General features: G+C 71.0%; 12 protein-coding genes. 7 read left to right on the top strand and 5 right to left on the bottom strand.

All coding sequences use genetic code 11. The annotated features are described in order from the left end of the window. Positions 1 to 54: 54 nt before the first annotated feature. Positions 55 to 864 carry an SAM-dependent methyltransferase gene (locus ACIBP6_RS08835; protein WP_397050217.1) on the bottom strand — a complete coding sequence of 270 codons (810 nt, stop codon included), beginning with the start codon at positions 862 to 864 and terminating at the stop codon, positions 55 to 57. A gap of 558 nt (positions 865 to 1,422) precedes the next feature. On the opposite strand from ACIBP6_RS08835, the gene ACIBP6_RS08830 reads away from it, so the two are divergent. From ACIBP6_RS08830 to ACIBP6_RS08805, 6 genes are all read left to right on the top strand, one after another. After that, positions 1,423 to 2,673 carry an MFS transporter gene (locus ACIBP6_RS08830; RefSeq protein WP_397050216.1) on the top strand — a complete coding sequence of 417 codons (1,251 nt, stop codon included), beginning with the start codon at positions 1,423 to 1,425 and terminating at the stop codon, positions 2,671 to 2,673. 1,039 nt (positions 2,674 to 3,712) lie between these two features. After that, positions 3,713 to 4,231, top strand: a complete 519-nt coding sequence (locus tag ACIBP6_RS08825; protein WP_397050214.1) for a hypothetical protein — start codon at positions 3,713 to 3,715, stop codon at positions 4,229 to 4,231. Between the two features lie 283 nt (positions 4,232 to 4,514). Next, positions 4,515 to 5,582, top strand: a complete 1,068-nt coding sequence (locus ACIBP6_RS08820) for a hypothetical protein (RefSeq protein WP_397050212.1) — start codon at positions 4,515 to 4,517, stop codon at positions 5,580 to 5,582. A gap of 233 nt (positions 5,583 to 5,815) precedes the next feature. Then, on the top strand, positions 5,816 to 6,544 hold the full coding sequence (locus ACIBP6_RS08815; protein WP_397050210.1) for an SDR family oxidoreductase: 729 nt from the start codon (positions 5,816 to 5,818) through the stop codon (positions 6,542 to 6,544). Positions 6,545 to 6,976: 432 nt separating this feature from the next. After that, positions 6,977 to 8,551, top strand: coding sequence for an alkaline phosphatase D family protein (locus tag ACIBP6_RS08810; protein WP_397050208.1), 1,575 nt, complete (start codon positions 6,977 to 6,979; stop codon positions 8,549 to 8,551). A 52-nt stretch (positions 8,552 to 8,603) separates the two neighbouring features. Beyond that, positions 8,604 to 8,819: a PLDc N-terminal domain-containing protein gene (locus ACIBP6_RS08805; RefSeq protein WP_397050206.1), complete on the top strand. Its 216-nt coding sequence runs from the start codon at positions 8,604 to 8,606 to the stop codon at positions 8,817 to 8,819. A 21-nt stretch (positions 8,820 to 8,840) separates the two neighbouring features. On the opposite strand, the gene ACIBP6_RS08800 is transcribed toward ACIBP6_RS08805, so the two are convergent. Both ACIBP6_RS08800 and ACIBP6_RS08795 read right to left on the bottom strand, forming a co-directional pair. Then, a complete protein-coding gene (locus ACIBP6_RS08800; RefSeq protein ID WP_223190176.1) occupies positions 8,841 to 10,220 on the bottom strand; it encodes an amino acid permease in 1,380 nt (459 codons plus the stop codon). Between the two features lie 23 nt (positions 10,221 to 10,243). Further along, the gene (locus ACIBP6_RS08795) at positions 10,244 to 11,377 is read right to left on the bottom strand and encodes an aminotransferase class V-fold PLP-dependent enzyme (protein WP_397050204.1); all 1,134 of its coding nucleotides are present in this window, start codon (positions 11,375 to 11,377) and stop codon (positions 10,244 to 10,246) included. Positions 11,378 to 11,477: 100 nt separating this feature from the next. Here ACIBP6_RS08795 and ACIBP6_RS08790 point away from each other — a divergent pair, with 100 nt between their 5' ends. Further along, positions 11,478 to 12,014: a helix-turn-helix domain-containing protein gene (locus ACIBP6_RS08790; protein WP_397050203.1), complete on the top strand. Its 537-nt coding sequence runs from the start codon at positions 11,478 to 11,480 to the stop codon at positions 12,012 to 12,014. 8 nt (positions 12,015 to 12,022) lie between these two features. Here ACIBP6_RS08790 and ACIBP6_RS08785 read toward each other — a convergent pair whose 3' ends face one another. Beyond that, positions 12,023 to 12,775 carry a methyltransferase domain-containing protein gene (locus tag ACIBP6_RS08785; protein WP_397050201.1) on the bottom strand — a complete coding sequence of 251 codons (753 nt, stop codon included), beginning with the start codon at positions 12,773 to 12,775 and terminating at the stop codon, positions 12,023 to 12,025. 265 nt (positions 12,776 to 13,040) lie between these two features. Continuing rightward, positions 13,041 to 13,247 (bottom strand): cold-shock protein, encoded by a 207-nt coding sequence (locus tag ACIBP6_RS08780; RefSeq protein ID WP_090764044.1) that lies wholly within the window; start codon positions 13,245 to 13,247, stop codon positions 13,041 to 13,043. Positions 13,248 to 13,293 lie beyond the last annotated feature (46 nt).

Here is a 13,293-nt window from a genome sequence, read left to right as displayed (position 1 = left end):
CTGATGTTCACTCTTGGGAATCCGCCGCGGACAAGATTGTTGCGCACGCGAGGGTCAGGGGATGTGGGCCAGGGCGCCGTAGGTGCCCGAGGCGGCGGGGTCGGTGGCGCAGGTGACGGCGGAGCCGTCCGGACGCCACTCCGGCACCCAGACCAGGCCAGGCTCCAGCAGGTCAAGGCCCTCCAGCAGAGACTCGACCTCCTCGCGGGAGCGGATCGCGAGACGGGGCAGCGTCATGGCGAGCAGGTCGCTGATCGCCGGCAGCAGCTCGTCCGGCACGCCGTCGAACGTCGTGTGCAGCAGACCGAGGAAGCTCCCGGGCGCCGCCGTGTGCCGCAGCCGCTTGACGACGTAGTGGGCGTACTCGTCCTCGTCGAGACAGTACGTCGACAGCAGCAGGATCGCCACCGGCCGGTCCCAGTCGAGGTACGTCTGGACGACGTGGTCGTGGAGCATCTCGTCGATCTCCCGGACGTCGCCGTCGACCACGCGCACCAGGTCGGTGAAGGGCTCCACGGTGGCCTGCGCCATGGTCACGACCATCGGGTTGTTCTCCACGTACACCACCCGCAGATCACGCGTCGCGGCGGCGCGGCGGGCGATGTCGTGCAGCAGGAGCCCGTCCGGCAGGCCGGGGATGCCGCTGCCCACGATCATGAACTGGTCGACGCCCTCGCTCGCGGCCAGATGGCGGATCATCCGGGTCAGGAACTCCAGCACGGCGCGGGCCGCGTTCGTGAGGGCCGGGGTCGCCTGGTCGAAATGGCGCACTGTGTCCCTGTCCGCCAGGAAGTGGTTCTTCCCGCCGGCCGCCGCGTCGAAAATCCGCGTGATTCTGGCTTGCGTCGTATCGAGCTTGGCCAAGTTTCGGACAGCACGTTGGTGCATGAGCGTCGCCCCTTTCCCCTCGCCGCCGTCTTCTCCTGGAAGCGATCTATGGACCTCACTCGATGACTCTGACCATATGTTCCAACAATTCCAGTCAATGACAATACGATAGACCGGTTATTTCAGGAAATGTTTGTTACCTGAATGCGCGCGGAGGCCCTCTCCGAGAGGGCCGCACGGCGCGCTGGTGACCGTCCTGACCTGGTGATTTCCTCTTGAGATACGAGCCGGCGGGACGTCCCAATGATCGTCTCCGCCAGACCGCCGGGGTTCTGCGACGGTGGCTGGTACCGATGGGAGGATTGGGACAAGGTCACGCCAGATACGTTCCCTGTGTCAAACCATCACGATCCTTGAATGCCGGAATGGGTGTGGCGAAATTCGCGATCTCGGGCGTGAGCGGCGATCTTCCCGGCGGAACGCACCCCCCTGATTTGACGCCGCCCGGGAGGGACCGGTAACGTCCCCCACCCCTGGCGACGCCTTCGGAGCCGCGGGTGGGGGTCCGACCCCACCGGCTCTCTGGAGGATCCGATGCCCGGCGACCCCACGTTCCGGCAGCGCGATTTCCGCCTGCTCCTTCTCGGCCAGACCACCAGCCAGCTCGGCGCGCAGGTGAGCATGGTCGCCATCCCGCTGCTCGCCGTCGTCACCCTGCAGGCGTCCCCACTGCAGCTCGGTCTCGTCACCGCCTCAGGGACGATCGCGTTCGCGCTGATCGGCCTGCCCGCCGGCGCCTGGCTCGACCGGTGCCGCCGCCGCCCGGTCCTCGTCGCCGCCGACCTCGTACGCGCCGCGCTCCTGGCCACGATCCCCGTGGCGGCCCTTCTCGGCACGCTGTCCATCACCCACCTCGTGCTCGTCTCGCTGCTGACCGGCGCCGCCCGGGTCTTCTTCGACGTCGGCTACCAGAGCTACCTGCCCTCCGTCGTCGGCAAGGGCGGCCTGCTCGCCGGCAACGCGGCCATGGAGACCATCCGCGCCGGCGGCCAGCTGGCCGGTCCGGGGATCGGCGGCTGGGCGTCCACCCTGGTCGGGGCCGCGAACGTGGTGCTGATCCAGGTCGCCGCGTTCGCCGTGTCGGCCGCGTCGCTGCTGGCCATCAGGACCCGCGAACCGGCCGCCCCGCCCCGGCCGCGAGGGGAGCGGCTCGGTACGGAGATCCGCCGCGGCCTGGCCTTCGTCGTACGGACCCGGCTGCTGCGCGCGACCCTGCTGACCAGCGCCGCCTGCAACTTCGCCTTCGCCGTCGCCTCGGCGGCCGGCTTCGTCTTCATGGTGCGCACCCTCGGCCTGCCGCCCGTGGCGATCGGGGTCGTCCTCGCTTTCGGCTCGACCGCCGTCATGATCGGCGCGGCCCTCACGCCCCGCCTCGCCCGGCGCTTCGGCTCCGCCCGGATCATCTGGCTCTCGCTGGCCGTGACCGGCCCCGTCGCGCTGCTCGGACCGCTGGCGGAACCCGGGTGGGGGGTCGTCCTGCTCGTGATCGGCACCGCGACCGGCGAGCTCGGCCAGATCGTCTACTCGGTCACGAACGTCACCCTGCGCCAGCGCCTGTGCCCCGGACACCTGCTGAACCGGGTCAACGCCACCATGCGCTTCTTCATGATGGGCGTCTTCCCCATCGGCGCCCTCCTTGGCGGCGTTGTGGGGGAGACGGCGGGGCCGCGCGCCACGCTGTGGGCGGCCGCCGTGATCATCCTGCTCTCCCCGCTGCCCCTCTGCCGTGCCCTGCGCGGCACCCGCGACATCGAGGAACTGCCCGCCTGGAAAGAAGCGCCCTGACAGCCTCGGACACGGACGCGATGGTGACAGCTGAGCGGCAGTGAGCGTACAACGACCACGGAGCCTCGCCGTGATCCGGCGCCGCTGCCGACCGTTCGACGGGTCCGGTCCAGCAATCCCGCCCGGTGCGCGGAGCGGTTGGTCAGTGCTGGGTCGTCGCGATGAGGCGTCGCGGTGCGGCCTGGGCAGGTGGGCCCCATGTGGCCTTGCCGCCTGGGCGGCCGCGGACGCCGGCTTCGCCGATGAGGATGCCGCCGAGGGCGCGGAGCACCGCCCATCCGCGGGCGCGGCGCAGGATCGCCCGCCGCCCGGGGCCGGCTGGTAGGCCGCATGGAAGCGGTCGGTCGTGTCGTCCGGCAGCAGGATCCAGGCGGCGGCGAGGTCGCGGTCGCCCGCGAAGAGGTCGCCGAAGTCGATCACGCCGCAGATGGCGCCGTCCGCGGTGTGGACGTCGGCCGGACGCAGGTCGCCGTGGAGCCAGAGCGCCGGACCTGCCCAGCCGGGCGCGGCGGCGTCTTCCCAGACTCCGCGGACGGCGAGGGGATGAGCCCTAACTCGGTGGCCGAGGCGAGTCCTCTGGCGAAACCCTCGGAGCAGCCGGCCAGCGGCCCTCCGCGGTCCTGGCCGTGGGCGCCTGTTCGGCGGCAGGGTGGTGAAGTGCCGTCAGGAAGGCGGCCAGGGCGGTGGCCGCCTCCGCGGCGCGCGTGACAGGGGCACGGTCGGCGGGCGCCCCCGGCACCCAGGTCGTCGCTGACCATGCCGACCACTCCGCCTCCACCCGCAAGGACCTCTGGTACGCACGGGCGAACGTCGCTCGGACCGTGGGAATCGGCGTGGGAGGGCTCAGCGCCGGCCTCCTCATCGCCGACGCCGGCAGATCACCTACCACGCGATCGCGTGCGCCTCCTGCGCCTGCCTCGCGCTCGCAGCGCTCGCACTCGCCGTCTTCCTGCACCTGCCTCGCCGTTCAGAACAACGCGCGCACACCTCCGTCGGATACGGGACTCTGCTCGCAGACCGGGCCTTCATAGGACTTACCGTGCTCAACATCGTCTACGCCCTGTCGACCCTCATGCTCGGGCTCGCGTTACCGACGTTCATCAAGGCCGCCCTGGACGGCCCCGCGTGGCTGACATCGGCGGTCCTGGTCGGCAACGCGGTCCTCATCGCACTCCTGGGCAGCACCATCACACGCCGGCTCGCCCGCTACCGACGTACCCGTGTCCTGTGCGCTGCTGCAGGACTGCGGGCCTGCTGGGGCCTGGCACTGGCTGCCATCACCCAAGGTCGGGGTACATGGGCGATGACGGCGCTCATCGCCGCGATGCTCCTGTGCACCATCGCCGAGGTCATGCACGCTCCGGCCTCCATGGCCCTCGCAGCCGCGACCTCCCCGCTCCAGGCACGCGGACGCTACCTCGCAGTGTTCCAATACTCCTTTGTCGCAGCCGAGATCATCGCCCCGGTCTTCTTCGCCCCTCTGTTCGGTGTCAGTCATGCGGCGCCCTTCCTCATCCTCGGGGCGGCCAACATCGCCGCGCTCGGCGGCACCCTCTAACTCGAACGACACCTGCCGTCCAAGGCGATTCACGAACCCGCACAGCGGATGTCGAGCCGATAGCCCGCTCGGCAGGCCTGAACGGTGTGAGTGGCTGCAGCTTTCGTCAAGCGGATGATCGCTGAGCGTGATGGCCAGGCCGAGGCGCACGCCGCCTGGTCCGGCACGCCGACTACGACCGGATACACCGTCAGCGGTTCGCCTGACAAGATTCCTCGTGGAGGATCCCGCCGTTTTCCGGTCGCACCCACACAACGGCTGTCACCCCGTACATTCTTCTTCCATGGTGCTGCGCATCGGCGGAGTCATCGCGGGAGTGTTCGCGCTGCTGTTCGCGGCTCCAGCCGCCTTCCCGCTGCACAACCTCGGCCCGCGGCTCGGAGCCGACGGGTGCCCGACCTCGCCCGACGGAGGGTGGGAGGGCGGCGATCGGCCGGGGGCGCTGGTGCCCCCAGACGGGGCCGTCTCCGTGACGATGTGTGAGCTGCCACTGGCGACGGCGCAGCGGCCCGCGGGAGCGTCGGCACCGGTCAGAAAGCTCACCACGCAGGTCGACGCGATGGTTGCCGAGCTCAACGCGTTACCCACGCGCGACGTACTGGAGGCCGAGCTGCGTGAGCGGGAGGCGGCCAAAGGACGCGTTCTGGGAGACGACCTTCACCTCGGCGAGGTATGCACCGCCGTCGGTTACGGCACGAGCCTGTCCTTCGTCGTGCACTACGGGGACGGGCGCACATCCGCCGTCGTGCTGGTGGACCGCAACTGCGGCACCGCCCGGTACGCGGACCGGACGAGGTTCGGCAATCCGAGCGACGCCTTTCTCCGCCGTTACCGGGCCCAACTGGAGGCTCGGCCGAAGCCCTCGGCGCTCGCCGGATGCGCGGCCGAGTTGCCCGCGGCGGACATCGACCTGACCCACGCACGGGGTTGGCCGCGAGATGACGTCGCGGCCAACCGGGGCCCCGGTTGGCGCACTTTCCTGCCTAGCCCGCTGTCGGCGGCCACCGCCTGCCGGTACCGGCTCGACGGCGACCTGCTCCGGCTGCGAGCCCAGCTCCGCGTCCCGGACGACCTCGTATCCGTGCGTTCGCTGATCAACACTTCGACGGCCGTGAACACCGTGACCGACAGCGGAGGAACGGAAAACGTCACCAACCTCACTGACTGCGGGCTGGCGAGATCCACGCGGCCGACAGCACTCGACGTGGTGTGGGTAGGCGACCACACCGGCGCCATCGCCGAGGTACGGATCTGGCGCGCCCCCTGCCAGGCCGTGTACACAGGTTCCACAGGCGGCACGGTTCCCACGGCGCAGCTGCTGTCCCGCCTGGACGCCTGGCTGGGCCGCTAGACCGCACGGTACGTGACGGTCGACGACTGGCTAGGAGACGCACCCCGCCAAGGACCTCCGCCCGAGCTCACCGATGCCGAGTTGCCGACGCTGGGCAGGGGCCCAGTCGTACGTCCGAATCAAGGCCGCCGTTCAGTGGCTGAAAGCATCGGCCGGGGCTGGGCCGCCTACGCAGCCGATGTCAGCCGCCGTAATGCACCGCACCAACCGATCCACGAACCAGGAGCGACACCATGAGATGGGACGATCACCGCGTCGTCATCACGGCCGCCGGCCGCGACTTCGGGCGAACCCTGGCAATCCGCCTCGCGGACCTCGGCGCCGAGGTCTTCCTCTCGGCACGCGAACTCGCCGCCGCTCAACGAGTCCGCGACGAGATTCGCGACCGCGGCCATCAGCGGGTGCACGCCTTCGCCTGTGACCTGACGGACCCCTCCTCGATCCGCGACTTCGCTGCCAGCGTCGCGGAACACACGGACCGCGTCGACGTACTCGTCAACAACGGCTCTCGCTACCTCGCCGGGCCGGACCTGCTGTCAGCAAGCGACGCCGACGTTGTCGACACCATCGCCTCCGGCGCCACTGGCACGGTCCTGACCACGAAGAACTTCCTCCCTCTGCTGCGCAACTCGGAGATGCCAGATGTCGTGACGATGGTCTCCGCCTGCGGAACACCGGGCCACCACCGGTCGGACGCGCACGACGCCTTCTACGCGGCCAAGAGCGCTCAGGCGGGGTTCGCCGAGATCCTCTCCAAGCGGCTGCGTCCTCAAGGGGTCCGGGTGATCTCGCTCTACCCGCCCGACTTCGACAACGCCGATCCGCTCTCCGAGGAATGGGAGACGACCCCGCGCACGGCCAAGGACGCCCTCACCGCGCACTCGCTCGTGGAGTGCATCCTCTTCGCCGTCGCCCAGCCCCGCGACTGCTTCATCAAGGCGTTCCACTTCGAGCAGGTCTGACCAGTGCCCTCCCACGCCGACGGACGACGGCTGATGCCAGGTCCGGCATGCCGCCGCCGCTCAGGACCACAGGCATTCAGGCGCCATCGAGCCGCCGCCAGGGGCCGGCATGGTGACGGTCACGCTGAGTGGCTCACCGAGGGAGATCCGGCCGCCGGCGCATCGTCGCCCGCTGCGGCTCCTTCGCGCGTCGGCCGTTCGAGCCACATCCCAGAGGGAGACGTCGCCGAGCCGCCCGCCATCGGCTCCACGCTCAAGCACGCCGGGTTCTTCGACCTCGATCCCGCCATCGACCTGGCCCCGACGAGCACGCCGGGAGGTCACTGCCATGCCTGAGGCCTCCCTGCACGGAAGGCAATCTTTGCGGGAAAAGTCACGTTCAGGTCCGCCAGGGGACACCTGGCGGTCGGGCGGGGTCGCTGCGATGACCCGGTGATCTCCCCGAACAATCCCTTACGCCGCCGCGGCTTCCTCGCCGGCGTCGGCGCCGTCGCCGGGCTGGCCGCCTTCAGCCAGGTCCCGCTCGAAGGCACCGCGCTCGCCGCCCCCGCCCTGCGCGGGGGCGCGTACCCGTTCACCCTCGGCATCGCGTCGGGCGACCCCACGCCCGACGGCGTCGTGCTGTGGACCCGGCTCGCGCCGGACCCGTTCAGCCCCGACGGCGGCATGCCGACCAGCGCGGTGCCGGTCGACTGGCAGCTCGCCCTGGACGAGAACATGAACAAGGTCGTCCGGCGCGGCACCGTCTCGGCGCTGCCGGAGCTCGCCCACTCGGTGCACGTCGAGGTGGACGGGCTGGAGCCGGAGCGGCACTACTACTACCGCTTCCGCTACCGCGGCGACGTGTCCGAGGTCGGCCGCACCCGTACCGCGCCCCCCGAGCACGGCGGCCCGGGCTCGCTGAGCTTCGCCTTCGCCTCCTGCCAGGACTGGACGCACGGCTACTACGCGGCGTACCGGAGCATGGCCGAAGAGGACCTCGACCTGGTCGTCCACCTCGGCGACTACGTCTACGAGTACGGCGTGCCGGCCGACGGCGGCCTGCGCGAGACCCCCACGCCCGAGGTGCTCCGCGACGGCCCGCGCGACCTCGACCGCTGGCGCATGCAGTACGCCCTGTACAAGTCCGACCCCGACCTGCGGCGCACCCACGCCCGCTTCCCCTGGCTGGTCACCTGGGACGACCACGAGGTGGCCAACGACTACGCCGGCGCGTACGGCCCGATCGACGCCAACCGCGCCGCCGCGTACAAGGCGTGGTACGAGCACCAGCCCGTCAGCCGCCGCTCACTGCCCCGCCCCGACGGCTCGCTGCTGCTCCACGGCCGGACGAACTGGGGCCGCCTGGCGCAGATCGACCTGCTGGACACCCGCCAGTACCGCAGCGCGCCGCCGTGCGGCTGGGGCGAGGCCCCCGCGTGTGCGGCGGGCGACGACCCGACGAAGGGCACCATGCTCGGCGCCGCCCAGGAACGCTGGCTGCTGGACGGGCTGCGTGCGTCGAAGGCCCGCTGGAACGTGATCGCGACCAGCGTGATGATGGCCCGTCTCCACCACGACGGCCCCACCGGCGACATCATCTGGCACGACGCCTGGGACGGCTACCCGGCCTCGCGCCGCGCCATCACCGACACGTTCGTCTCGGCCAAGGTGCGCAACCCGATCCTGGTCGCCGGCGACTGGCACTCGACCTTCGTCAACGACATCCACCAGGATTTCGACCGGCCCGACTCGCCGGTCGTGGCGACGGAGTTCGTCGGCACGTCGATCACCACGAACGGCGACGACGAGGTCTACGGCCCCTACTACGGGCCGATGATCAAGTGGAACCCGCACATCAAGTTCTTCGACGGCGACCGGCGCGGCTACGTCACCTGCCAGGTGGACCGGCACCGGTGGCGCACCGACCTGCGCATGGTGCCGACCGTCAGCCGGCCCGACGCCGCCGCGACGACGTTCGCGTCGTTCGTCGTCGAGGACCGCCGTCCCGGCGCGATCAGGCTCTAGCCGTCACCGTCCGGCACTCTGGTGGCGGAGGAGCGAGGGAAGGAGCCTCCCGATGCGCTGGAGCGAGATGTCGAGGAGGCGACGGGGCGCGCTGGTGGCGCTGGGATGCGCGGAGATCGCACTGACCTCCGCCGTCGCGGTGGATCTCGCCTTCCGCCCCCAGGACGACGTGCGCGGGCGGAAGGCGCTGTGGTGGGCGGGAATCTTCGTCCAGCCGGTCGGGCCCATCGCCTACCTGCTGCGGGGACGGCGCCGGCCCCGCTCGTGATCCCGCCGCCCGGGCGCGCGATCAGGCTCTGGCGGCCGCGCGGCGCGACGCGACGACGTAAGCCACGCTGACGATCACGAAGAACGGCACGCCCGCCCACCACGCCGGCCGCAGCGAATCGATGAACAGCGTCGAGACCAGCACGGCCGCCAGGAAGACCATCACCACGGACGACGTCACCGGCGCGCCCCACAGCCGCACCGGCGACGCCGGCAGTCCCTGCGCCGCGCGGGTACGCCGGAAGGCATGGTGGGTGAGCAGGATCAGGAACCACACCACCAGCGCCCCGAACACCGACACCCCGAACAGCGCCAGGTACGCCCCGCTCTCGCTGGCCGCCGAGACGCCCGCGGCCAGCGCCAGCCCGAGCGCCGACAGCGCGAGCGCGTTACGCGGCACGCCTGAGGCGCTGAGCCGGCCGGTCCAGGCGGGGGCGTACCGGTTGGCGGCCAGCGAGTGCAGCATCCTGGTGGTCAGGTAGAGGTTCGTGTTGGCGCTGGACAGGGCGGCGGTCAGCACGACGAAGTTCATCACGGTCGCCGCCGCCGGGATGCCGGCCGCCGAGAACACGCTCACGAACGGACTCTCGGTCACCTCGCCGCCCTGCGCGGTGGTCGTCCACGGCACCACGGTGAGCACGACCGAGATGGCCAGCACGTAGAACAGCGCAAGCCGGGTGACCATGCGGCGGGCCGCCCGCGGGATGTCGCGCACCGGGTTCTCCGACTCGGCGGCGGTCACCGAGACGGCCTCGGTGCCGATGTAGCTGAACAGCACGAACACCATGGCCAGGAACAGCCCGTTCACGCCGTTCGGCAGGAAGCCGTCGTGCGCGGTGAGGTTGGCGGTGCCGGTGGACTCGGCGCCGGGCAGGCCGACGGTGATGAGCAGCACGCCGAGCAGGATGAACACGACGATCGCCACCACCTTGATCATCGCGAACCAGTACTCGACCTCGCCGAACAGCTTGACCGCGACCGCGTTCACCGCCAGCACGACCGCGGAGAAGACCACGACGGGCAGCCACAGCGGCAGCGCGGGCCACCAGAACTGCACGTAGATCCCCGCCGCGATCACCTCGCCGCCGATCGCGATGACCTGGATCGTCCAGTACGTCCAGCGCACCACGAACCCGGCCCACGGCCCCAGGTACCGGTGGGCGATCGCCCCGAACGCCCCCGCCTCCGGGTGGACGACCACCATCTCGGCCAGCGACCAGCCGATCACCAGGGCGACGCCCGCGCAGATGACGTAGGCGAGGATGGTCGCCGGGCCCGCCTGCGAGATCGCCAGGCTGGAGCCGAGGAAGAGCCCGGTGCCGATCGCGCCGCCCAGCCCGATCATGGTGAGCTGCCGGCTGGTCAGCCTGCGATGCAGGCCGGAGGTGGTGTCGATGTCCACTGGTGACCTCTCGGGGGGGATGATCACGCCTTACGGCAGGCGCGGATGGCGTCGACGACCGCGTCCACGTCGGAGCGGTCGTTGTAGTAGTGGAAGGACAGCCGCAGCAGGTCGCCCCGCGGCGCCGTCCAGATACGGCGCTCGGCCAGCCGCGCCGCCAGCCGGTCCGGGTCGGCGTCGAAGATCGCCACCTGCGGGCCGCGCGCCCCCGCCGGGCTCGCCACCCGCTCGCCGTCGGCCGTCAGCCGCTCGGCCAGCTCGTCGACCAGCGCCGACACGTGCGCCCGCACGTCGTGCAGGTCCACCCGCTCGATCAGGTCCAGCCCCGCGTTGGCCGCGTACGCCGACGGGACGGGCGGCGTGCCGGTCTCGAAGCGCCTCGCGTCGGCGGGGAAGTCGAGCAGCCGGGGATCGAACGCGAACGGGTCCGTGCGGCCGAACCAGCCGGTCAGCTCGGGGTCGCGCTGCCGCTCCAGGCCGCCGCGCACGTACAGGAACGCGATGCCGGGCAGGCCGAGCAGGTATTTCAGCGACCCGGCCACCAGGTAGTCGCAGCCCAGCCGGTCGACGTCGATCGGGACGACGCCGGCGCCCTGGTAGGCGTCCACGAACACCCGCGCGCCCCGCGCGTGCGCGATGCGCGCGACGTCCTCGACCGGGAGGCGGGCGCCGTTGCGGTAGGTGTGCAGCGGCACGGACACCAGGTTGACGCTCTCGTCGATGACGGCATCGTACGCCTCCGCCGCGACGTTCTCGCCGGTGTCGGCCGCCACCGTGACCTTCGCGCCACGCCTGCCCTGGGCCAGCCACACGTGCGCGATCGACGGGAACTCCAGGTCGGTGGTGACGACGCCCGGACGGCGCGACCAGTCGAGCGACGAGGCGGCCTGGTAGGCGGCCTCCGACGCGCACGACAGCACGGCCACCTCGTCCGGCCGCGCGCCGATGAGCCGGGCGAACCGCTCCTTGGCCCGGCCCACCTCGGCCATCCACCGCCCCCACGGCGCGCCCTGCTCCCGCAGCGAATGCCCGATCTCCTGCAGCGCGTACGCCAGCCGCGACGACAGCGCGCCCTGGCTGCAGCTCGCGAGGTGGACGGCGTCGGCCAGGGAGGGGAACTCGGCCCGGAACTGAGTGGCGTTCAGCATCTCTGACATTTCGGGCACCCTATCCGCGGTCGTTTAACCAGGTCAATATGTCTTTAATGGCATTGATCCTCACGAAGCTGCCCATCGGAGGGTGAACTAGGATCGGCGGGTGATTGGCGCCAGGATCCGTGAGCTGCGTACCGAGCGCGGGCTGACCCTCGCCCAGCTCGCCGCCGCGGCCGGTGTGTCGAGCGGGCTGATCAGCCAGGTCGAGCGCGACCTCGCCGACCCGAGCCTGGAGACGCTCAGGAAGATCGCGAAGGTGCTGGACCTGCCGCTGTTCAGCCTCTTCCAGGAGCCGGCCGCCGCCGCGGTCGCCGTGGTCAGGCGGGAGGGGCGGATGCGCGTCAGGTCGCCGGCCGGCGGCATCTCCTACACCCGCGTGTCACCCGGCCACGGGCGGCTGGAGGTGCTGGAGGGCTGCCTGCTGCCGGGCGGGTCCTCGGCCGCCGAGCCCTGGTCGCACCCGTCGGAGGAGTGCGTGCTCGTGCTGCGGGGCCGGCTCGTGGTGGCGGTGTCGGGCACGGATCACCTGCTGGAGGCGGGCGACAGCTGCTACTTCGACTCCTCGCTGCCGCACCTCTACCGCAACCCGGGCGAGGAGCCGGCCGGCTTCCTCGTCACGATCACCCCGCCCAGCTACTGAACCGGTGTTCAGCCCGCCCGGCGGCCCAGCGTCAGGTCGGTGGTGAACGTCATGTCCACGCCGTCGCCGATGAGCGCGGCGATCTCGCCCAGCAGCGCCTCACGGACGCCGGCGTCGAGCATCCGGTACGCCGAGATCGACCGGACCAGGTCGAGGTAACGGCCGGCGTCGTAGCGGCCGGGATGCTCGTAGTGGCGCTCCTCCAGGTCGGTCCAGCGCGGGTCGCCGGCCAGCTCGTGCTCGGCCTGATGGGCGCGGACCTCGGTGCTGCGGTGCAGGCTGGACGTCGTCACCTCGTAGCGCCGGTCGACGGCGGCGAGCTCGGCCCGCAGGGCGGGGTCGGTGACGACGTACTGGTTCCAGAAGACCGCGACCGCGCCCGACGGGGCCAGGACCGCGTGGGCGAGGTCCCAGCGGCGGTCGGGGTCGACCCAGTGCCAGGCCTGGGCGGAGTAGAGCAGGGCGAAGCGCCGGTCGGGCACGTAATGCTCGAAGATCCCGATCTCGACCCGGGCGTCCGGGCACTTGGCAGTCAGCACGGCGGCCATGCGGGGGTCGGGCTCGACGCAGGTGAGGTCGGCGCCGTGGGCGGCGAAGCTCACCGTGGCCTTGCCGGTGCCGGCGCCCACCTCCAGCGCGGGGCCGGGGGGCGCGTAGGCGAGCACGTCGGTGACGAGCCGGTCGGGATAGCCGGGGCGGGCGGAGTCGTACTCCGTGGCCACGCTTCCGAACACCACGCTGCGCTCGCGGTCGACCGGCATGCTTTCCTCCTCCGGGGTCGGGCGTGCCGATTCAACCACGCCCGCCGGGACGCGACCGGGCGGGGGTCGCCGTTCGGCGGAGAGCCGTGAGGGCGGCGGGGGCCGCGAGGAAAGGCGAAATCTCGACGTATATCGCTATATAAACGCTTTAGTAGCGGATGCCGGACTTTTGCCGGTCAACGGGAATTCCGGGAAAGGGCGGGAAACGCGGCCGGGGCCCGCACCTGGTGAAAGGTGCGGGCCCCGGCGCGTGGCGTGTGCCGTGTCAGGCGGGGACGATGTTCTCCGCCTGCGGGCCCTTCTGGCCCTGGACCACGTCGAAGGCCACCTTCTGGCCCTCGAAGAGCTCACGGTAACCGCCGTTGGAGACGATGTTGGAGTAGTGCGCGAAGACGTCAGCGCCGCCGTTGTCCTGCGCGATGAAGCCGAAGCCCTTTTCGGAGTTGAACCACTTCACGGTTCCGGTAGCCATCTTGATCTCCTCAGATAGGTGCTGAGACGGGTGACGCACCTTGCGA

Source organism: Nonomuraea terrae, assembly GCF_044465245.1.
In the GTDB taxonomy this organism is placed as follows: domain Bacteria; phylum Actinomycetota; class Actinomycetes; order Streptosporangiales; family Streptosporangiaceae; genus Nonomuraea; species Nonomuraea terrae.
The sequence above is the reverse complement of the archived record's forward strand: the minus strand, read 5'-3'. Positions and strand labels throughout refer to the sequence as shown.